Source organism: Agromyces sp. CF514 (assembly GCF_900113185.1).
Classification (GTDB): Bacteria; Actinomycetota; Actinomycetes; order Actinomycetales; family Microbacteriaceae; genus Agromyces.
The window spans coordinates 237,681-257,094 of record NZ_FOZD01000001.1 but is presented as its reverse complement, the minus strand read 5'-3'; the positions used below and the strand labels follow the sequence as shown (position 1 = coordinate 257,094).

20 protein-coding genes and 1 tRNA gene are annotated in these 19,414 nt (G+C 72.0%); 13 read left to right on the top strand and 8 right to left on the bottom strand.

The window, feature by feature from the left end:
• Window positions 1–5 precede the first annotated feature (5 nt).
• Window positions 6–758 (bottom strand): IclR family transcriptional regulator, encoded by a 753-nt coding sequence (locus BM342_RS01195; protein ID WP_092963713.1) that lies wholly within the window; start codon window positions 756–758, stop codon window positions 6–8.
• A gap of 127 nt (window positions 759–885) precedes the next feature.
• On the opposite strand from BM342_RS01195, the gene pcaH reads away from it, so the two are divergent.
• The 8 genes from pcaH to BM342_RS01155 are packed head-to-tail and all read left to right on the top strand — an operon-like array spanning window position 886 to window position 7,625.
• Entirely contained in the window at window positions 886–1,698 is an 813-nt protein-coding gene (gene pcaH / locus BM342_RS01190) for a protocatechuate 3,4-dioxygenase subunit beta (RefSeq protein WP_092963712.1), read from the top strand.
• A gap of 1 nt (window position 1,699) precedes the next feature.
• Window positions 1,700–2,278, top strand: a complete 579-nt coding sequence (gene pcaG, locus BM342_RS01185) for a protocatechuate 3,4-dioxygenase subunit alpha (protein ID WP_092963711.1) — start codon at window positions 1,700–1,702, stop codon at window positions 2,276–2,278.
• A complete protein-coding gene (locus BM342_RS01180) occupies window positions 2,268–3,656 on the top strand; it encodes a lyase family protein (protein ID WP_255368445.1) in 1,389 nt (462 codons plus the stop codon). Before pcaG ends, BM342_RS01180 begins: the two co-directional genes overlap by 11 nt.
• Complete coding sequence (locus tag BM342_RS01175; RefSeq protein ID WP_092963710.1) at window positions 3,653–4,468, top strand: alpha/beta fold hydrolase; 816 nt, start codon at window positions 3,653–3,655, stop codon at window positions 4,466–4,468. Before BM342_RS01180 ends, BM342_RS01175 begins: the two co-directional genes overlap by 4 nt.
• Entirely contained in the window at window positions 4,455–4,904 is a 450-nt protein-coding gene (gene pcaC, locus BM342_RS01170) for a 4-carboxymuconolactone decarboxylase (RefSeq protein ID WP_092963709.1), read from the top strand. The genes BM342_RS01175 and pcaC overlap by 14 nt, the downstream gene beginning before the upstream one ends.
• Entirely contained in the window at window positions 4,901–5,686 is a 786-nt protein-coding gene (locus BM342_RS01165) for a 3-oxoacid CoA-transferase subunit A (RefSeq protein WP_092963708.1), read from the top strand. The genes pcaC and BM342_RS01165 overlap by 4 nt, the downstream gene beginning before the upstream one ends.
• Entirely contained in the window at window positions 5,683–6,414 is a 732-nt protein-coding gene (locus BM342_RS01160) for a 3-oxoacid CoA-transferase subunit B (RefSeq protein ID WP_092963707.1), read from the top strand. The genes BM342_RS01165 and BM342_RS01160 overlap by 4 nt, the downstream gene beginning before the upstream one ends.
• Window positions 6,411–7,625: an acetyl-CoA C-acetyltransferase gene (locus tag BM342_RS01155; protein WP_092963706.1), complete on the top strand. Its 1,215-nt coding sequence runs from the start codon at window positions 6,411–6,413 to the stop codon at window positions 7,623–7,625. Before BM342_RS01160 ends, BM342_RS01155 begins: the two co-directional genes overlap by 4 nt.
• A 57-nt stretch (window positions 7,626–7,682) precedes the next feature.
• On the opposite strand, the gene BM342_RS01150 is transcribed toward BM342_RS01155, so the two are convergent.
• The 5 genes from BM342_RS01150 to BM342_RS01130 all read right to left on the bottom strand — a co-directional run bounded on the left by BM342_RS01150 (window position 7,683) and on the right by BM342_RS01130 (window position 12,384).
• The gene (locus tag BM342_RS01150) at window positions 7,683–7,946 is read right to left on the bottom strand and encodes a hypothetical protein (RefSeq protein WP_092963705.1); all 264 of its coding nucleotides are present in this window, start codon (window positions 7,944–7,946) and stop codon (window positions 7,683–7,685) included.
• Window positions 7,947–8,003: 57 nt separating this feature from the next.
• Window positions 8,004–8,639 carry a TetR/AcrR family transcriptional regulator gene (locus tag BM342_RS01145; RefSeq protein WP_092963704.1) on the bottom strand — a complete coding sequence of 212 codons (636 nt, stop codon included), beginning with the start codon at window positions 8,637–8,639 and terminating at the stop codon, window positions 8,004–8,006.
• Window positions 8,636–10,021 carry an MATE family efflux transporter gene (locus BM342_RS01140; protein WP_092963703.1) on the bottom strand — a complete coding sequence of 462 codons (1,386 nt, stop codon included), beginning with the start codon at window positions 10,019–10,021 and terminating at the stop codon, window positions 8,636–8,638. The genes BM342_RS01145 and BM342_RS01140 overlap by 4 nt, the downstream gene beginning before the upstream one ends.
• Window positions 10,022–10,039: 18 nt before the next feature.
• On the bottom strand, window positions 10,040–11,038 hold the full coding sequence (locus tag BM342_RS01135) for a phosphotransferase family protein (RefSeq protein WP_092963702.1): 999 nt from the start codon (window positions 11,036–11,038) through the stop codon (window positions 10,040–10,042).
• A 134-nt stretch (window positions 11,039–11,172) separates the two neighbouring features.
• Window positions 11,173–12,384, bottom strand: coding sequence for an MFS transporter (locus tag BM342_RS01130; protein ID WP_218154875.1), 1,212 nt, complete (start codon window positions 12,382–12,384; stop codon window positions 11,173–11,175).
• A gap of 30 nt (window positions 12,385–12,414) precedes the next feature.
• On the opposite strand from BM342_RS01130, the gene BM342_RS01125 reads away from it, so the two are divergent.
• The gene (locus BM342_RS01125) at window positions 12,415–13,188 is read left to right on the top strand and encodes a DeoR/GlpR family DNA-binding transcription regulator (RefSeq protein ID WP_092963701.1); all 774 of its coding nucleotides are present in this window, start codon (window positions 12,415–12,417) and stop codon (window positions 13,186–13,188) included.
• Between the two features lie 62 nt (window positions 13,189–13,250).
• Here the strand turns inward: BM342_RS01125 and BM342_RS01120 are convergent, their stop codons facing one another.
• Window positions 13,251–14,126 (bottom strand): AraC family transcriptional regulator, encoded by an 876-nt coding sequence (locus tag BM342_RS01120; protein WP_092963700.1) that lies wholly within the window; start codon window positions 14,124–14,126, stop codon window positions 13,251–13,253.
• A 212-nt stretch (window positions 14,127–14,338) separates the two neighbouring features.
• Window positions 14,339–14,422, bottom strand: a tRNA-Leu gene (locus tag BM342_RS01115).
• 160 nt (window positions 14,423–14,582) lie between these two features.
• On the opposite strand from BM342_RS01115, the gene BM342_RS01110 reads away from it, so the two are divergent.
• From BM342_RS01110 to BM342_RS01095, 4 genes are all read left to right on the top strand, one after another.
• On the top strand, window positions 14,583–15,560 hold the full coding sequence (locus BM342_RS01110) for an HAD-IA family hydrolase (RefSeq protein ID WP_092963699.1): 978 nt from the start codon (window positions 14,583–14,585) through the stop codon (window positions 15,558–15,560).
• Entirely contained in the window at window positions 15,557–18,073 is a 2,517-nt protein-coding gene (locus BM342_RS01105; RefSeq protein ID WP_092963698.1) for a glycoside hydrolase family 65 protein, read from the top strand. The genes BM342_RS01110 and BM342_RS01105 overlap by 4 nt, the downstream gene beginning before the upstream one ends.
• Window positions 18,074–18,138: 65 nt before the next feature.
• Window positions 18,139–18,876, top strand: coding sequence for an FhaA domain-containing protein (locus BM342_RS01100; protein WP_092963697.1), 738 nt, complete (start codon window positions 18,139–18,141; stop codon window positions 18,874–18,876).
• Window positions 18,873–19,412, top strand: a complete 540-nt coding sequence (locus BM342_RS01095; protein WP_092963696.1) for an FHA domain-containing protein FhaB/FipA — start codon at window positions 18,873–18,875, stop codon at window positions 19,410–19,412. The genes BM342_RS01100 and BM342_RS01095 overlap by 4 nt, the downstream gene beginning before the upstream one ends.
• Window positions 19,413–19,414: the final 2 nt, after the last annotated feature.

The following is a 19,414-nucleotide window of genomic DNA, read 5'->3' as shown; positions in this document are numbered from 1 at the left end:
CGGTCTCAGCGCCGGTGGCCGAGCGCTCTCGAGATGTCGCGCGCCGCGACACGCAGCTCGACGAGCGCCGGGTCGACCGCCGCCCGCCTGGGCAGCACGACCGAGAGCGCGGCGACCACCTCACCGGTCTCGTCCCGCACGGGAACCGCCACGCCCGTCGAGACCGCCTCGATCGAACCGGGCGCCACGGCGTGTCCGAGCGAGCGCACCTCGGCGAGCTTGCGCCGAAGGGCGGCCGGATCGGTGATCGTCTCGGCGGAGGTCCGCGCGAGCGGCCCGGCGAGGATCCGCTCGCGCACGTCGCGGTCGCCGAACGCGAGGAGCACGAGCCCCGACGACGAGGCGTGCAGCGGCAGTCGCCCGGCCACCCTGATGACGTTCGACCCGGCATCCGGGTCGGAGAGGCGTTCGAGCAGCAGGGCCTCGTCCTGTTCGAGCACGGCGAGCTGCGTGTGCTCGCCGATGCGGGCCTGCACGCGGCCCATCGACGGAAGCGCCGCCTCGCGCAGCCGGAGCGTGTGCGACGAGCGGGTCGCGAGCTCCCAGAGCCTGACGCCCATGCGAATGCGGCGGTCATCATCGCGCTCGAGCAGACCGGACTCCACCAGCTCGCCGACGAGCCGGTGCGCCGTCGACGGCGGCAGGCCGGCCCGCCGGCCGATCTGCGCGGCCGTCTGCACGCTGCGGCTCGGCGTGAAGGTCTCGAGCACGCGCACCACGCGATCGGTCATCGAGTCGCCGGATCCGGAGTTCGCCATGCCGCCATGGTCGCACGCATCGTGTGCTCCGACTCCCATTGAACGGGATTCGCGCGCCCGCGCCGACCGGTCCCGTGCAGGCTGGCCACGTTCCGCCCATCTCGCGTCGAAGGAGACCGACGACCCCATGATCGACACCGTCGCCCCCGCGCCAGAGGCGTTGCTCGCCGCACCCGATCAGGCGTCGCAGTCCGAGATCACCCGCGAGATCGCGCACGCCCACGCCGAGTACGCCCGACGGGAGGCGGCGGGCGAGGCGCTGCCGGCGACCATGCACGACTTCGCGCCGTACCGCTCCAGCATCCTGCGGCATCCGACGAAGAACCCGAAGCTCGTCGACCCCGAGTCGATCGAGCTCGTCTCACCCGCGTTCGGGCAGCGCGACGTCGCCGCGATCGAGTCCGACCTCACGATCCAGCACGCCGGCGAGCCATTGGGCGAGCGGATGGTCGTCGCGGGCCGCCTGCTCGACGCGTGGGGCCGCCCCGTGCGCCACCAGCTCGTCGAACTCTGGCAGGCGAACTCGGCCGGCAGGTACATCCACCAGCGCGACCGGCATCCGGCACCGCTCGACCCGAACTTCACGGGAGCCGGGCGCGCGGTCACGAACGAGCTCGGCGAGTACCGCTTCACGACGATCAAGCCGGGCCCGTACCCCTGGCGCAACCACGTGAACGCGTGGCGGCCCGCCCACATCCACTTCTCGGTATTCGGCAGCGCCTTCACGCAGCGGCTCGTGACGCAGATGTACTTCCCGGGCGACCCGCTCTTCCCGCTCGATCCGATCTCCAACTCGATCCCCCGGCAGCGCGACCGCGACGCGCTCGTCGGGGTGTACGACCACGACCTGACCTCGCCCGAGTGGGCGACCGGGTACCGGTTCGACATCGTCGTCGACGGTCCGGATGCCACGTGGTTCGAGCAAGAGGAAGGCCACTGAGATGGCGGCTCGCCTCCCTGCCTCGCTCGGCCCCCGCACGCGCCGCCCGACCCCGGGCCAGACCGTCGGCCCGTTCTTCGCCTACGGCGTCGAGTACCCCGGCATGAACCGGGTCGCCGCGCCGCACTCGCCCGGTGCGATCGTGCTCGAGGGCACGGTGCTCGACGGCGCGGGCGCCCCCGTTCCCGACGCGTTCGTCGAGATCTGGGGGGCGGATGCCGACGGCTCGATCCCTCGGGCTCGCGGCGCGTTCCGCCGCGACGACCGCACCTTCACCGGCTTCGGCCGGGCCTTCACCGACGACGAGGGGCACTGGGAGTTCTGGACCAGGAATCCCGGACCGGTCGACGGCGCCGCCCCGTTCTTCGCGGCCATCGTCTACGCGCGCGGCCTGCCAGACAAGCTCCACACGCGCATCTACCTGCCCGACGACGCAGCGGCGCTCGCGAACGACCCGCTGCTCGCGTCGCTCGACGACGACGAGGGGTCGAGCCTCGTCGCGACGCGGACCCCAGAAGGCTGGCTGCACCACGACATCCGCCTGCAGGGCGAGAAGGAGACGGTGTTCCTTGTCTACTGACTCGCCCCGCGACCCGACTTCGGTGTCGTTCGAGTCGGGCCTGCTTTCGCCCGTGAGCGTCGGGCACGACGCGGCGGTCTCCGATGCGGCGGTCCTCGATGCGCTCGTCGAGGTCGAGCTCGCACTCGTCAGGGCGTACGGATGCCTCGGGGTCGCCCCCGCCGCCGAGGTCGGCGTCGTCGTCGAGGCCGTCGAGGCCCACGCACTCGACCCCATCGCGATCGCGCGCGACGCGGTCGCGGGCGGCAACCCCGCGATCCCGCTCGCGGCCGCCCTCCGCGACATCGTGCCCCAGCCCGCTCGACGGTGGGTGCACCGGGGCGCGACCTCGCAGGACGTGCTCGACTCCGCGCTCGTGCTCGTCTCGTCGCGGGCCGTCGACGCCGTGCTCGCCGACCTCGACGCGGCCGGTGCGTCGCTCGCGCGGCTCGCATCCGGGCATCGCGACGAGGTCGCCGTCGCCCGCACCCTCACGCAGCACGCGGTGCCCACGACGATCGGCCTGCGGTTCGCGAACCGCCTGCGCGCCCTGCGGCGGGCGACCGAGCGGCTCACGGTCGTGCGTGCCGAGCTGCCCGCCCAGCTCGGCGGCGCCGCCGGCACGCTCGCCTCGTTCGTCGAGCTCGCCGGAGCGGAGGCCGCCGCAGACCTGCCCCGCGCGTTCGCCGCCGAGCTCGGCCTCGCGGCCCCCGAGGCGCCGTGGCACACGAGCCGCTGGCCGGTCACCGAGCTCGGCGATGCGCTCGTGCAGGCGATCGATGCGCTCGGCGCCCTCGCCGCCGACGTCACGACGCTCGGCCGCACCGAGATCGGCGAGCTCTCGGAGGGCATCGGCGGCGGATCCTCCGCGATGCCGCAGAAACGCAACCCGGCCCGATCGGTGCTGATCCGCTCGGCGGCGATCCGGGCACCCCAGCTCGGCGCGACCCTGCACGGGGCCGCGGCCCTCGCGGTCGACGAACGGCCCGACGGAGCCTGGCACGCCGAGTGGCCGACCCTGCGCGACCTGCTGCGACTGGCCCTCGGCGCAGCCGCGAACGGCCGGCTGCTCGCAGCGGGCCTGTCCGTCGACGCCGAGGCGGTGGCCCGCAACCTCGCGCTCACGCGCGGGGCGATCCTCGCCGAACGACTCGCGCTCGCGCTCGGCGCCGACGCGGCGACCGAACTGCTCGATGCGCTCGCCTCCGGGAGCGGAGGCCTCGCGGCCCTGCTCGACGCACGTGGGCTCGACCCCGCACTCGCGGATCCGAGTGCCTACACCGGGCTGGCCGCCCACCTGGTCGACGCGGCCCGCTCGGTCGACGACCCAGCGACGCCGGTGCCAGACCCCCACGACCCCCTCGAGCCCCTCGACCCGAACCGCTCGGAGCCCGCATGACCGTCCCACGCATCCACCTGACCCCGGCGACCGGCCCCGCCGGCGCGCCGCTCCTCGTGCTCGGGCCCTCGCTCGGCACGTCGACGATCCTCTGGGACGACGTCGTGCCCGCACTGGCCTGGACCCATCGCGTCGTCGCCTGGGACCTCCCGGGTCACGGCGCCTCGCCCGCGGCATCCGACGCCTTCACCATGGGCGAACTCGCCGATGCCGTTGCGAACGCGGTCGCCGACCTCGGCGAGCGGCGCGTCCGCTACGCGGGCGTCTCGATCGGCGGCGCGACCGGGCTCGAACTGATGCTGCGGCATCCGGAACTCGTCACCGAAGCGGCGATCGTGGCCTCGGGGGCCCAGCTCGGCACGCCCGACTCGTGGCACGAACGAAGCGCGCAGGTGCGGGAGCAGAGCACGTCGAGCCTCATCATCGCGTCGGCGCAGCGTTGGTTCGCACCCGACTCGATCGCGCGCCGGCCCGAGGCGACCGGCCGGTTGCTGCACGTGCTGCAACAGGCCGACGACGAGAGCTACGCGCTCGCGTGCGAGGCCCTCGCCGCCTACGACGTGCGTGATCGCCTCGACGCGATCGAGGCGCCGGTGCTCGCCGCCTGGGGCGAGCACGACCGGGTCGCGCCCGAGGCCAGGGCCCACGAGATCGCCGCCGGGGTGCGCCGGGGCCGCGCCTCGCGAATCGACGGCGCCGCGCACCTGCCTCCCGCCGAGCAGCCCGAAGCGGTCGCCGACCTGCTGCTGCGGTTCTTCGCCGAGGCCGGCGTGCGGGCCGACGAGATGGGGGCGACGGATGCCTCGGCCTGACGATTCCCGCACCCTCGATGACGCCCGCCGCCACGAGCAGGGCATGCACGTACGCCGTCAGGTGCTCGGCGACGCGCACGTCGATCGTGCGATCGCCACGACGACGCCGCTCACCGCCGGCTTCCAGGACTTCATCACGCGCACCGCCTGGGGCGACATCTGGTCGCGGCCCGGCCTGGACCGCCGCTCGCGATCGATCGCGGTGCTCTCCTCGCTCATCGCGCTCGGCCACGACGAGGAGCTCGCGATGCACCTGAAGGCCGCGGTGCGCAACGGGCTCTCGGTCGACGAGATCACCGAGGTGATCCTGCAGTCCGCGATCTACGCGGGCGTTCCGGCGGCCAACACGGCGTTCCGCGTCGCGCGCGAGGTCTTCGACGACGACTCCATCGCGCAAGACGCGAGCGCGCGAACGGAAGAGGAGCCCACGCCATGATCGACAAGACCGTCGCGGACGCGGCATCGGCCGTGGGCGACATCCCCGACGGCGCGACCGTCATGATCGGCGGCTTCGGCCGCGCGGGTCAGCCGGTCGAGCTCATCGACGCGCTCATCGCGCACGGAGCCGGCGACCTCACGATCGTGAACAACAACGCGGGCAACGGCGAGACCGGTCTCGCGGCCCTGCTCGCGGCCGGGCGCGTGCGCCGCGTCGTCTGCTCGTTCCCGCGCCAGCACGACTCGTGGGTCTTCGACCGCCTGTTCCGCGAGGGAGCGATCGAGCTCGAACTCGTGCCGCAGGGCAACCTCGCCGAGCGCATCCGGGCCGCGGGTGCCGGCATCGGGGCGTTCTTCTCGCCGACCGGAGTCGGCACCGAGCTCGCCGCGGGCCGCGAGGCGCGCACGATCGAGGGACGCGACTACGTGCTCGAGTACCCGATCCGGGCCGATTACGCCCTCGTCTCGGCGCTGCGGGCCGACCGCTGGGGCAACCTCGTCTACCGGCGCACCGCCCGGAACTTCGGGCCGATCATGGCGACCGCGGCCACGACGACCATCGCGCAGGTCGACGAGGTCGTCGGCCTCGGCGACCTCGATCCCGAGACGGTGGTCACGCCCGGCCTCTTCGTCGACCGCGTCGTCGCGGTCGGACCCCGCGCCTGGCTCGACGTCGAAGGCGGCTTCGCGGGGGGCGTCGACCTCGAGGGTCGCCCACTCCGAGCGGCGGCCGCACCCGACCAGGCCGCTGCGCCCACCACCCAGGAGCACGTCCGATGAGCACCCGCATCTCCCGCCGGCAGCTCGCGGCGGTCATCGCCGCCGACATCCCCGAGGGCTCGGTCGTGAACCTCGGCATCGGCGCTCCGACCCTCGTCGCCGACGCGTTGCCTGCGGGCCTCGAGATCGTCCTGCACACCGAGAACGGCATGCTCGGCATGGGGCCGGCGCCCGAGGCATCCGCCGTCGACCCCGATCTCATCAACGCGGGCAAGCAGGCCGTCACCGAGCTGCCGGGCGCCTCGTACTTCCACCACGCCGACTCGTTCGCGATGATGCGCGGCGGCCACCTCGACGTCTGCGTGCTCGGCGCGTTCCAGGTCTCGGAACGGGGCGACCTGGCGAACTGGTCGACCGGAGCACCCGACGCGATCCCCGCGATCGGCGGCGCGATGGACCTCGCGATCGGCGCGAAGTCGGTCTACGTGATGACCGACCTGCTCACGAAGACGGGCGAGTCCAAGCTCGTCGCCTCGTGCACCTATCCCCTCACTGGCGTCGGCTGCGTCACGCGCGTCTACACCGACCACGCGGTCTTCGACGTGGTCGGCGGCGGGTTCGCGATCCGCGAGGCCTTCGGCGAGAACACCCCGCAGTCGCTCTCCGAGCTCACGGGGCTCACGTTCGTCGACCTCCCGGCCATGGGTGCGACGGATGCCACGGAGAAGGACGATCCGAGCACGGGAGCGGATGCCGCGGCATCCGTCATCTCGGGAGTCGCACGATGACCGCGCTCCGCGACGTCGTGATCTGCTCGCCGCTGCGCACCCCCGTGGGACGCCTCGGCGGTTCGCTCGCCGGTGTCTCGGCCGTCGCGCTGGCGACGACGGTGCTCGAGGCGCTCGTCGCCCGCACGGGCCTCGACCCGAACGCCGTCGACGGGGTCATCGGCGCGCAGGGGTACCCGACGATGGAGGCCCCCGCCTTCGGGCGGGTCGCCGCCCTCGACGCGGGCCTGCCCGTCTCTGCGACCGGCTACCAGCTCGACCGCCGCTGCGGCTCGGGCCTGCAGGCCGTCATCAACGCAGCGATGGAGGTGCAGACCGGTGCCTCCGATCTCGTGATCGCCCTCGGCGCCGAGTCGATGTCGAACGCCCCGCTCTACACGGTCGAGGGCCGCCGCGGCATCGTGGGCGCAGGGCTCATGCTGCACGACGCCCTCTCGCGTGGTCGCGAGACCGTCGGCGGCCGGCGCTTTCCGACGCCCGAGGGCAACGTCGGCGCGGCCGAGACGCTGCGCCGCGAGTACGGCATCACGCGCGAGGCCCAGGACGCGTTCGCCCTGCGCTCGCACCGTCGGGCCGTGGCGGCCCAGTCCGCAGGCGCCTTCGACGCCGAACTCGTACCCGTCACCGTGCCGGGGCGTCGCGGCGACACGGTCGTCGACCGCGACGAGCACCCGCGTGCCGACACCTCGCTCGACTCGCTCGCCGCCCTGCGCCCGATCCTCGGACGATCGGATGCCGCGGCGACCGTGACCGCGGGCAACGCGTCGGGGCAGAACGACGCCGCGGCGGCGGCGATCGTGACCACGCCCGAGCGGGCCGCCGAACTCGGACTCGTGCCCATGCTGCGCCTGCGGTCGTGGGCGGTCGCCGGCACCGACCCCGAGCACTTCGGCGTCGCCCCGGTGCCCGCCGCGAACCGCGCCCTCGAGCGGGCCGGCCTCGGCTTCGCCGACCTCGACGTGCTCGAGCTCAACGAGGCGTTCGCCGTGCAGGTGCTCGCCTGCCTCGCCGACTGGGGCCTCGACGCCGAGGATCCCCGCCTCAACCCGCGCGGCTCGGGCATCTCGATCGGCCACCCGATCGCCGCCACCGGGCTCCGCATGCTCGCCACGCTCGCCCACGAGCTCCCGGCGCTCGACGGCACCCTCGCGCTCGAGACCATGTGCATCGGCGGGGGGCAGGCGCTGGCGGCCGTCTTCGAGCGGGTGTGAGTCTCACGCCGGTCGACGGGTTCGCCAGCCGGTCGGCGGGCTGTGAGCCGGTCGGCGCTACTCGGTGAGCCGCTGCCCGAGTGCGGCCTGCAGGCGCGAGATGGCGTAAAGGTCGGGCCAGGTCGAGCCGTTCAGGTAGCCGAGCAGCGCAGCGTGGCTCAGGCCGGCATCCCGCGCCGCGGCTCGGATGCTGCGATCGCCGATCGCCGCGCGAAGCCGGATCGCGAACCGCCTCGCGGCCTCGCCGGCGACATCCGCCGACGGTGCGTCAGGCCAGCCGGGCGCGAGTTCCGCGGGAGTCGGGCGCGAGGTGCGGGGCATGGCCCAACGCTAGCGGGCCGCTGGGCGCAGCCGTCCGACGCCGCACGACGGAGGGGCTCAGGGAGCGAACTCGGCATCGACCACCTCGCGCAGTCGACGGCGCAGGCGGGCGACGATGTCGATGCCCGCGGGGTCGAGGAGCCACTGCACCTGCAGCCCGTCGATGAGGGCGATGAGGTCGCGCGCCGCGCCGTCGAGCACGACACCCGGCCTCAGCAGCCCCCGCTCGGCGATCTCGCGGAGCGCGAGGTCGAAGTCCGCCTCGAGCAGGCGGTACCGATCGACGAAGTAGGCGTGCGCGGGATGCGCCGGGTCGGCGGCCTCGGCCGACAGCGTCGCGAAGAGCTGCACGAGCTCGCGCTGGCCGGCATTGTGGGCGACGAGCCGAATCAGGTGCTCGAAGTGCTCGACGCCGTCGCGCCGGGGGTCGACGTCGACGAAGAAGAGTTCGCCGTTCACCCGGTCGCGTTCCTCGAGCACCGCCGCGAGCAGCAGCTCCTTCGCCGGGAAGTGGTGCAGCAGTCCCGCCCGCGAGACTCCGCAGGCCGCGGCGATCTGAACCATGCTCGCGCCCCGGTAGCCGCCCGCGGCGAATGCGGCGAACGCGGCGGCGATGATCTCGGCTCGGCGGCGTTCGCCCTTCGGGGAGGCGCGCGAGGCGGCAGGGCTCGGTGCGTCGGAGACTCGGGTCATGGTCGTCTCGAGGATACCGACGAGGACGCCGCCCCCGACGAGAGCGCTGACGACCGCACCCGGTTGCGCCGGAAGACCACCCACGCCAAGGCTGCGGAGACCGCATCGCCGACGGGCAGGGCGACGAGGACGCCGATGGGTCCGAACGGCGCCAGCAGCAGCACGAGCGGCGCCTTGACTGCGACGAGCGTGCCGATCGAGATCGCGTACGACGGCGCAGGTCGCCCCAGGGCCTGGAAGGTCGCCGAGATGAGCGGTGCGACGCCCGAGAAGACGAACCCGATCGCGATGACGCGCAGCGCGGCGGCTGCCATCGAGACGCTCTCGGGATCGGAGAGGAAGAGCGAGGCGAGCGGCTCGGCCGCGATGGCGACGATCGCGGATGCCGCGGCTCCGACGCCGATCGTCGCGCGCAGCGCCAACGTGCGGGCCCGGTCCGCACGCGCATCGAGTCCTCGGCCCGCGTTGAACCCGACGATCGGCTGGACCGCCTGCGTGATGCCCATCTGCGGCATGGTGACGAAGGTCTGCACGCGGGTGCAGACCGCGTAGGCGGCGAGCACGACCGTGCCGGCGGCGGCGAGCAGCGCGTTGACGAGCACGGCCAGCACCGTCGCCCCGATGCCGAGCAGGAACGACGGCGCCCCGATCGAGAGCAGCGCGCCGACGGTCGTCCACCGCGGGCGCAGGTGCCGGAGCCCGATCCGGTAGGGCCGACGTCGCTGAACGAAGAAGAACCAGACCGCCATCGCCGCCGACACGGCCTGCCCGGTGACCGTGCCGAGCCCTGCTCCGACGACGCCGAGGTCGAACCCGAAGATCAGGATCGGGTCGAGCACGATCTGCACGACGACGGGCACGACCCAGAGCAGCGTCGAGAACAGCATCCGACCCTCTGCCCGCACGAGCGCCGAGAAGCCGGTCGCGAAGATCGCGCCGCCGATGATGACGGCGCCGTAGGCCTGCGCATCAGGCAGGGTCTCGTCGGTCGCCCCCATCAGGCGCAGCAGCGGTTCGAGGAACACGAGGCCGGTGGCCGTGACGACGACCGCGGTGACCCAGTACACGACGAACGCGTTGCCGGCCGCGCGCGCCGCGGCATCCGTGTCCCGCGCACCGAGGCCGCGTGAGACGAGCGACGCACCGCCCACGCCGACGGTCGTGGCGACCGCGCCGAGCAGCAGCAGCAGCGGGGCGACGAGGTTCACGGCAGCCAGGGCCGTCTCGCCGACTCCGCGGGCGACGAACCACGCGTTGGTCAACGCGTAGACGCCGTAGACGCCCACCGAGAGCGTGGTCTGCGTGCCCGCCCACAGCAGCAGCCGGCCGACCGGGCGCGTGGCCAGGTCTTCGGAGCGGTCCGGGGCGGTGACGTCGGTCAATGGAGCTCCCGGTCCGGATCAGCCGGACACGCGCACGCGGCCGAGCGCGGCCATGACGCCGTCGAGTTCGCGGCGGCCCCAGTCGTACACCTCGGTGTCGGTGTGACCCCGGTACTTCGTCTCGACGACCATGATCATGGCCAGGTAGAGCGAGTACAGGCGGCGGCGCGCGCGTTCGGGTTCGGTCAACGTCGTGATGCCGAATCCGACCATGAAGTCGGTCGGATCGCCGAACGAGGGCATGTCGATGCCCGTGAGCCCGGCCTCGATGAGCGGGTCGCCGTACACGGCACGTTCGTGGTCGAGCACCGCGACGATGCGTCCGTCGCGGATCATCGAGTTCTTGGCCCACAGGTCCAGCTCGACGAGCCGCGGTTCGGTCACCTCGTCGAGTGCATCGGCGTTCGCGACGAGCACGTCGCGGATGTCGGCGGAGCTCCAGCCGAGGTCGATGCCGACCCGTTCGCCGTCGGCGAGCGTGTCCTCGATCATCTTCGTGAACGCCTCGCGCCAGGTCGGCGACCCTTCGCCGAGCAGCGGACCGAAGTGCGGACCGACGATCGTGTTGATCTCGCGGTTGAGCTCGCCCAACTGCCGGTTGCCCGAGGCGACGACCTCGTCATCGAGCAGGCCTGCGCCGGCGGTGAAGCCGAAGTTGTCGGCGTCGACGAACTCCATGAAGAAGAGGTCGGCGTCGACCACCTCGTGCGTGAGGTCGACGTGGTCGATGCGGGGCACGGGCACGCTCGTGCGCTCGGCGACCAGGCGCATGGCCTCGATCTCGGCGCGCATCATGCCGATCTCGCGCGTGAGCACCGCGATCTCCGCGGGCGGTGCGATCTTGAGCACGACCTGCTCACCGTCGCGGAGCGTGATGCGGTAGGCGACGTTGAACCAGCCCTCGGTGATCTCGAACGCGAATCCGTCGTCGACGGGCACTCGTTCGGGGCCGTAGGCCCGTTCGATCAGGCGTCGCAGCACCTCGGGGGTCTGCCGGTTCTTCGTGATGCTCTCCATCGAGCCCTCTCATGATGTGTGTGTGACGGATGTCGGGTGCCGCCGCTCGAGCGGCAGGCGAGCGACCTGCGGTGCCGCTGCACGGCACTCTACACACAAAACAGACATACATGTCGGTTTTGTGGAGAGCGCTCTCAGACCTGCACGGGCTGGAGCGGCGCCCGCGTCCGGCGCTCGGCGAGCGCTCCCGCGAGCAGGAACGCGGCGACGCCGACGACGACCAGCACCGTGAGGCCCCACCGCAGGCCGGCCGCGCCGGTGATGGTGCCGATGAGCGGGCTCGTGACGAGGAACCCGATGCGCATGAGCCAACTCACGATGGTGACGCCGGCACCCTCGCTGACGCCCGGGAGCTTGGCGGCCGCCGTCAGTGCGCTCGGCACGAGCGTGGCCGAGCCGTATCCGGCGAGCGCGAGGCCCACGAACAGCGTGGCCGGGAACGCACTCGTGGTGACCACCAGCAGTCCGCCGGCGGCGATCAGGGCTCCGCCGACGCGTGCGACCGCGACGCGGCCGAAACGCTGGATGAACAGGTCGCCGGTGAAGCGGCCGATGCACTGGCTGCCGAGCACGACCGTGAACGCGATGCCGGCGACCTGCGGCGAGAGGCCGCCGACCTGCACGCCCGCCATCGCGGCCCAGTTGTTGGCGATGTCCTCGACCATCGTTCCGCAGATCGCGATCACCACGAGCGGCAGCGCCGCGAGGAACACCACGCGCCACCGCTGGCCACGACCCGACGCCTCGGCGTCTTCGGACGCCACCGGTTCGGGCGCCGATGCGAGCCGGCCGATCATGAGGCCGCCGGTGCCGACGAGCGCCACGCACGCGACGCCGACGAGGGCCAGGTAGAGCCGCATGTCGATGCCCGCGACGGCGGCCGCGGTCGAGAGGGCTCCGCTGACCACGCCTCCGAGGCTCCACAGCGCGTGCATCGACGAGAGGATCGAGCGACCCACCGCATCCTGCACGCGGATGCCGGCGACGTTCTGCGCGACATCCACGACCGCGTCGAAGAAGCCGGCGAAGAACACGGCCAGCGCGAACACCCAGCCGACGCTCGCCCATGCGGCTCCCGCGATCGCGACCGCGAGCAGCACGGTGCCGACGACCGCGACGCGCACCGGCCCGAACCTCGCGATCAGGGGCGCGGGCAGGGCCGACGAGACGATCGCGCCGACCGCGAAGGAGGCGACGATGAAGCCGAACTCCACGACGCCGAGGCCGAGGCGCTCGGCGAGCAGCGGATACCAGGGCAGCAGCCCCGCGAAGATCGCGCCGTTGCTCGCGAACATCACCCCCACTCCGGCCGACGCGCGTACTCCGGTCTTCATCTCGATCGACATGTCCGGAACGATAGGAGTCAGAATGATCACGTGCAACGATCAGAACGCCAGAAAGTGATCATCCGAGCGGTCGACTCCGGTCGGCGCACGATCGACGAACTCGCCGAGCTGACGGGCGTCTCCCCCATCAGCATCCGTCGCGACCTCGCCGAACTCGCCGAGCAGGGAGCCGTGCAGCGCATCCGCGGCGGTGCGGCGCCCGTGGTCAGTCGCGGCTCCGAGTATCCGTTCGGGCTCCGCACCTCGGAGGACACCGAGGTCAAGCGCACCCTCGCCCGTCACGCGGCCTCGCTCATCCAGCCCGGAGATGCCGTGCTCATCGACAACGGCACCACCGCCCTCGCGGTCGCGCGTGAGCTCGCCGGGCTCGGCATCACCGCGCTGGCGCTCTCGCTCCACGCCGCCGCCGCACTCGCCGCCAAGCCCGGCAACGAGGTCGTGGTGCCCGGCGGCACCGTCGGCCACGACGACCTCTCCTTCACGGATGCCGGCGCGGCCGACGCCGTCAGGGCCATGCGGTTCGACATCGCGATCATCGGCGCGTGCGCCGCCGACCCCGACACCGGGCTGACCGTCGCGACCTGGGGAGACGCGCAGGTCAAGAAGGCCGCCCTCGCATCTTCGCGGCACGTCGTCCTGGTCGCGACGGCCGACAAGTTCGGGCGCACCGCGGCCCACCGGTTCGGCACCCTCGACGACGTCGACACGATCATCACCACGAGCGACGCGCCGCCTGCGCTCGTCCACGACGCCAGGGCGGCGGGCATCGAGCTCGTGCTCCTCGATCCCGCCCAGGCGAGCTGAGGCCGGCGTCGTCGACGCGGGCCGCCGTCGACCGGGCGGTGCCCGGTGAGCGACGCTGCCGGTCACACCTTCTGCGCGCGCTCCACCGGCAGCCACAGCTCGCAGGTCGCGGTGCTGAAGTCCGCGGAACGCTCGAGCACGGCAACGATCGAGGGTCCGGGCCGAAGGCGCCACGGGTTCGACGGGAACCAGTCGGTCGCGGTCGCCGCCCAGGTCTCCTGCAGCGCGGCCGGGTACGGCCCCGACATCCGGAACACCGCCCACTCCCCCGCGGGCACCTCGATCGCGTCGAGGTCGTCGGCGACGGAGGTCTCGGCGCGCACGGCGACACCGTGCAGGTACGTGAGCTCGCTGCCCTCCTCGTAGTCGGGGTCGACGTCTGCGCTCACCTGCAGCAGCCCGGCGGGCTCGGTGTCGCCGAGCCCCTTCAGACGGGCGTGCTCCTCCATCGGGATGGACGCGATGTGCGCCTGGATGTGCGGGTTGGCGCCCTGGTGCACGAGCGGCACGCGAGCAGCGTGCCCCACGAGACGGAAGGCGGGTCGGTCGGAGATACGGGTGTCCATGGGCGAATTCCCTTCGACGGTCAGGCGGAACCTGAGCTGCGGTTGCGAACGAAGGGGGCCGCCGTCGCGACGGACGTCAGCGGGACTCACGCCGTGCACCGCGCGGAACGCCCGGTTGAACGCCTCCGTGGAGCCGTAGCCGTAGCGGACCGCGATGTCGAGCAGGCTCCCTTCGCCGAGCAGGTCGGCCGCAGCGACGGTCATGCGGCGGCGCCGCACGTACTCCGACAGCGGCATGCCGGCGAGCGACGAGAACATCCGGCGCACGTGGTACTCGGTGGTGCCGAGCCCGGCCGCGAAGGCCGCGACGTCGACGACCTCGGTCAGGTCGAGCTCGATGCGCTCGACGATGCGGTTCAGGGTCCCGATCACGTTCCCTCCTTCACCACGAGCCTCGTCGAGCGGATGCCTCCGCACCCGATGATCCCTGCCCGATGCGGTCGGCGTGCCGGCATTCAGGAGAACTCGGCCTTCCATCCGCCCCGCACGACCACAGTCCCCGTGATCTCCGGAAATGTCACGAGCACCCGCGAACGAGAAACGGCCCGGGTCCTCATCGAGGATCCGGGCCGTTCTGTTCGTCGTGCGCGAGGGGGGACTTGAACCCCCACACCCTTGCGAGTACTGGCACCTGAAGCCAGCGCGTCTGCCAATTCCGCCACTCGCGCATCTGTGAGTCGGTCGCACCGAAGTGTGACCAGCCACGAGAGCCTAACATCTTGCAAGACCAAAGGCCATTCGAGCCGACCCCGGCCCGAATCCGTCGCCGTCCGAGGCGCAGGCAACCCCACCGGAACCTCGACCGGGCGCACCCTGAACCCTCCGTGAATGCTCCGAACCGCGGCATCCGCCCTCGCGTTCGCGCACCCCGGCGCAATAGCATCGAACGGCTGGCCCCAGCGCCGCGACCGGCACGACGAAAGGACGGCCGTGACCTCGCCAGACACCCCCGAAACCCGCCCCGGCTCCCCCGCAGACCCCGATCCCGCAGAGCTCGACCTGACCGGCATCGAGGGTTGGCTCTTCGACCTCGACGGCGTGCTGACGCCGACCGCGATCGTGCACATGCATGCGTGGTCGCGCCTGTTCACCCCGTACCTCGAGGCGCACGGCGTCGCGCCCTACGTCGAGGGCGACTACTTCGCGTACATCGACGGCAAGCCGCGGTACGACGGCGTGCGGAGCCTCCTCGAGAGCCGAGGCATCCGCATTCCCGAGGGCGAGGTGACCGACTCCCCCGACGAAGACACGGTGCACGGGCTCGGCAACCGCAAGAACGGCGCCTTCAACGCCACGCTCGCCGACGAGGGCGTCGCCCCGTACCCGGCGAGCGTCGCGTTCCTCGACGCGGTCATCGCGAGCGGATGCCGCGTGGCCGTCGTCTCGAGCTCGAAGAACGCCCCCTCGGTGCTGGCCGCCGCGGGCATCGACGACCGTTTCACCGTCGTGGTCGACGGGCTCGTGGCAGCTCGCGAGGGCATCCGCGGAAAGCCCGCGCCCGACATGTTCGATCGGGCGGCCGAACTGCTCGGCCTGCCGACGACGGCGTGCGCCGTGGTCGAAGACGCCGAGTCGGGCATCAAGGCCGGCGCCGACGGCGACTTCGCGCTCGTGGTGGGCGTCGACCGCGGCGTGGGCCGCGCCGCCCTGCGCGAGCTCGGCGCCGACGTCATCGTCGACGAGCTCGACGAGCTGCTGCCCGCCGTCGCCCGCGCCGCCACCGCCGCCACCGCGCGCGCTGCAGCCGAGACATCCGCCTCCGAAGGCCCGCACCACGACACCGCAGAAGAAAGGGACGCCGAATGAGGTTCGCCGACACCGATCCCCTCGACCGCAACCGGTTCCCCATCGACGAGTGGGCGCTCGTCGAGACCGAGTTCGGACTCGACGACATGGGCACGACCGAGACGCTGTTCGCCGTCGGCAACGGCTACCTGGGCCTGCGCGGCAACATCGAGGAGGGCCGCGACGGGCACCTCCACGGCACGTTCGTGAACGGGTTCCACGAGACGTGGCCGATCCGCCACGCCGAAGAGGCGTTCGGGTTCGCTCGCGTCGGGCAGACGATCGTCAACGCGCCCGATGCGAAGGTGATCCGCCTCTACGTCGACGACGAGCCGCTCGTGGTCACGATCGCCGAACTGGTCGACTACGACCGTCGGCTCGACTTCCGCCAGGGTGCGCTCTCGCGATCGATCGACTGGCGCACGCCCTCGGGCAAGCACGTGCGCATCACGAGCCGACGCATGGTCTCGTTCACCGACCGCCACCTCGCGGTGCTCGACTACGAGGTCGAGATGCTCGACGCCGACGCCGCGGTCACGATCTCGAGCCAGATCCTCAACCGCCAGGACGGCCGCGACGAGTACCGCTCGGGCGTGCAGGAGACTCCGAGCGCGTTCGACCCTCGCAAGGCTGAGTCCTTCGCCGACCGCGTGCTGCAGCCGCGGGTGCAGCGCCACGAGGGCGGCCGGTACATGCTCGGCTACCAGTGCACGAACTCGGGCATGACCATCGCGGTCGGCGTCGAGCACTCGATCGCGACCGAGAACGCGTTCACCGAGTCCGGCAGCATCGGCGAGGACCTCGCCAAGCACATCTACCGGGTGCGCGCCGAGCAGGGCAAGCCGATCCGCGTCACGAAGTACATCAGCTACCACACGGCCCGCAAGGTGCCCGCGCGCGAGCTCGTCGACCGCTGCGACCGCACCCTCGACCGTGGCGCCGAGCTGGGCGTCGCCGAGCTGTTCGAGCACCAGCGCGCGTGGCTCGACGACTTCTGGGAGCGATCGGATGTCGCGATCGACGGTGAGCCCGAGCTCCAGCAGGCCGTGCGGTGGAACCTCTACCAGCTCGCGCAGGCGACCGCCCGCACCGACGGCGACGGCGTCGCGGCGAAGGGCGTGAGCGGCTCGGGCTACGGCGGACACTACTTCTGGGACACCGAGATCTACGTGATGCCGTTCCTCAGCTTCACGGCGCCGATCGTGGCGCGCAACGTGCTGCGGTTCCGTCAGCGCATGCTCGACAACGCGCGCGCCCGCGCCCTCGAGCTGAACCAGCGCGGCGCCCTGTTCCCGTGGCGCACGATCAACGGGCTCGAGTCGTCGGCCTACTACGCGGCCGGCACCGCGCAGTACCACATCGACGCCGACATCTCCTTCGCGCTGTGCCAGTACGTGGCCGCGACGGGCGACACCGACTTCATGGGCCGCGGCGCGATCGACATCCTCGTCGAGACCGCCCGCATGTGGGAGGACCTGGGCTTCTGGCGCTCCGGCGCGACGACCGACGACGTCTTCCACATCCACGGCGTGACGGGCCCAGACGAGTACACGACGGTCGTGAACGACAACCTCTACACGAACGTCATGGCGAGGGCGAACCTCGCCTCCGCGGCATCCGCCGTCGACTCCCTGCAGATGCGCGACCCGGTCGCGTACGCGAAGCTCGTCGCCCGCCTCGGCGTGACGCCCGGCGAGGTGGGCGAATGGCGCCGTGCGGCAGCGCACATGCACATCCCCTACGACGAGCAGCTCGGCGTGCACCCGCAGGACGCGGCGTTCCTCGAGAAGGAGCTGTGGGACCTCGAGAACACGCCAGACACGCGACGACCGCTGCTGCTGCACTACCACCCGCTGGTGATCTACCGCTTCCAGGTGCTGAAGCAGGCCGATGTCGTGCTCGCGCTCTTCCTGCAGGGCGACCGGTTCTCGGCCGAGCAGAAGCTCGCCGACTTCGAGTACTACGACCCGCTGACCACGGGCGACTCGACGCTGTCCGCGGTCGTGCAGTCGATCATCGCGGCCGAGGTCGGGTACCACGACCTCGCGCTCCGCTACTTCCGCTCGGCGCTCTACGTCGACCTGGCCGACCTGCACCACAACGCGGCCGACGGCGTGCACGTCGCGTCCACCGGCGGCGTGTGGGGCGCGCTCGTCAACGGGTTCGGCGGGTTCCGCGACCACGGCGGCGTCTTCACCTTCGACCCGCGCCTGCCCGACGGGTGGTCGCGCCTCGAGTTCCGTGTCACGCTGCGCGGCACGCGCCTGCGCGTCTCCCTCGAGTCCGACGCGATCTCGTTCCACGTCGAGGCCGGCGACTTCGCCGAGGTCTCGGTGCGCGGCCGCAAGGTGCTCGTCAAGGACGGTGCGGATGTCTCGGTGCCGCTCGACGGCCAGGGCCCGCGCCTCACCGGGGCGCCGCACATGCGCGACGTCACGGGATCCCGCCGTTCCGACGGCACCCTGCTGACGGCCTCCATCCCGACGCTCTCGCTCGACCTCGAGGCCGACGAAACCGCCATCCCGGTGGACTGAGGAATCCCGTTCCCAGTCGAGCGGGCTAGCATGTCACACAATCACGGAACCGGATCGGGAGACCTGTGGGCCTACTGGACAACTTCGAGAAAGGTCTCGAGCGCGCCGTCAACGGCGCCTTCGCGAAGACCTTTCGCTCGGGGCTGCAGCCCGTCGAGATCACCGCGGCGCTGAAGCGCGAGATCGACACCAAGGCGGCGGTCGTCTCGCGCGACCGCGTGCTCGTGCCGAACCAGTTCGTCGTGCGGATGTCTCCGGCAGACCACGCGCGCATGACCGCGCTGGGCCCGGCGCTCACCGACGAACTGGTCGACCTCGTGCAGAAGCACGCCGCGAGCCAGCACTTCCAGTTCGCCGGCGGCATCACCATCTCGCTCCAGTCCGACGAGGGCCTGTCCGAGGGTCTCGTGCAGGTCGACTCGCGCAACGTCAAGGGCCAGGTCGCCTGGACCCCCGTGCTCGACATCGGCGGCACGCGGCATCCGATCATCAAGGGCCGCACCGTCATCGGCCGGGGCAGCGAGGCCGACGTCACGATCGACGACTCGGGCGCCTCGCGCCGGCATGCCGAGGTGCAATGGGACGGCTCGCGTGCACGCGTGCGCGACCTCGGGTCGACGAACGGCACCCAGCTCAACGGCGCCCGCATCACCGAGGCGATCCTCGAGCCCGACTCCGTGATCACGATCGGGCGCTCGCGTATCGTGTTCCGGGTGCTCGCCCAAGCCGCAACCCCCGCACCCCGCGTCGACCCAGCGACCGAACGTCACGACGTCGGCGGGTTCTGGGGGCCGGCCGAATGAGCGAACTGACGCTGCTCGTCCTGCAACTCGGGTTCCTGCTGCTGCTGTGGGCGTTCATCTTCGCGATCGTCTACGCGCTGCGCAGCGACCTGTTCGGGCAGCGCGTGCGCAAGCTCCAGCCCGACGCCGCCGCGGCGACGCCCGCTCCTGCCGCGGCGTTCCCGGCCGCAGCGCCGGTCGCAGCCGCAGCAGTGCCCACTTCGCCGGTGTCGCGACCCGCTGCTCCGGCGCCCGCATCCGGTGACGGCCCCATGAAGCTCGTGATCACGAGCGGCCAGAAGGCCGGCACCGAGTTCCCGCTCGGCCGCGACGAGATCACGATCGGCCGCTCGAGCGATTCGGCCATCATCATCCGCGACGACTACACCTCGACGCACCACGCGCGCATGATGCTCTGGAACGGGCAGTGGATGCTGCAGGACCTCGACTCGACGAACGGCACCTTCCTCAACGGCGCCCGCGTGACCGTGCCCGTGCAGATCCCACTCGGAGCGACCATCAAGGTCGGGGCGACGACGTTCGAGCTGCGGCGGTAGCC

Excerpts from the sequence above, each read along its gene's own strand:
- BM342_RS01195 (WP_092963713.1), bottom strand. The coding sequence starts at position 758 with ATGGCGAACTCCGGATCCGGCGACTCGATGACCGATCGCGTGGTGCGC.
- pcaH (WP_092963712.1), top strand. The coding sequence starts at position 886 with ATGATCGACACCGTCGCCCCCGCGCCAGAGGCGTTGCTCGCCGCACCC.
- pcaG (WP_092963711.1), top strand. The coding sequence starts at position 1,700 with ATGGCGGCTCGCCTCCCTGCCTCGCTCGGCCCCCGCACGCGCCGCCCG.
- BM342_RS01175 (WP_092963710.1), top strand. The coding sequence starts at position 3,653 with ATGACCGTCCCACGCATCCACCTGACCCCGGCGACCGGCCCCGCCGGC.
- pcaC (WP_092963709.1), top strand. The coding sequence starts at position 4,455 with ATGCCTCGGCCTGACGATTCCCGCACCCTCGATGACGCCCGCCGCCAC.
- BM342_RS01165 (WP_092963708.1), top strand. The coding sequence starts at position 4,901 with ATGATCGACAAGACCGTCGCGGACGCGGCATCGGCCGTGGGCGACATC.
- BM342_RS01160 (WP_092963707.1), top strand. The coding sequence starts at position 5,683 with ATGAGCACCCGCATCTCCCGCCGGCAGCTCGCGGCGGTCATCGCCGCC.
- BM342_RS01155 (WP_092963706.1), top strand. The coding sequence starts at position 6,411 with ATGACCGCGCTCCGCGACGTCGTGATCTGCTCGCCGCTGCGCACCCCC.
- BM342_RS01150 (WP_092963705.1), bottom strand. The coding sequence starts at position 7,946 with ATGCCCCGCACCTCGCGCCCGACTCCCGCGGAACTCGCGCCCGGCTGG.
- BM342_RS01145 (WP_092963704.1), bottom strand. The coding sequence starts at position 8,639 with ATGACCCGAGTCTCCGACGCACCGAGCCCTGCCGCCTCGCGCGCCTCC.
- BM342_RS01135 (WP_092963702.1), bottom strand. The coding sequence starts at position 11,038 with ATGGAGAGCATCACGAAGAACCGGCAGACCCCCGAGGTGCTGCGACGC.
- BM342_RS01130 (WP_218154875.1), bottom strand. The coding sequence starts at position 12,384 with ATGTCGATCGAGATGAAGACCGGAGTACGCGCGTCGGCCGGAGTGGGG.
- BM342_RS01110 (WP_092963699.1), top strand. The coding sequence starts at position 14,583 with ATGCTCCGAACCGCGGCATCCGCCCTCGCGTTCGCGCACCCCGGCGCA.
- BM342_RS01105 (WP_092963698.1), top strand. The coding sequence starts at position 15,557 with ATGAGGTTCGCCGACACCGATCCCCTCGACCGCAACCGGTTCCCCATC.
- BM342_RS01095 (WP_092963696.1), top strand. The coding sequence starts at position 18,873 with ATGAGCGAACTGACGCTGCTCGTCCTGCAACTCGGGTTCCTGCTGCTG.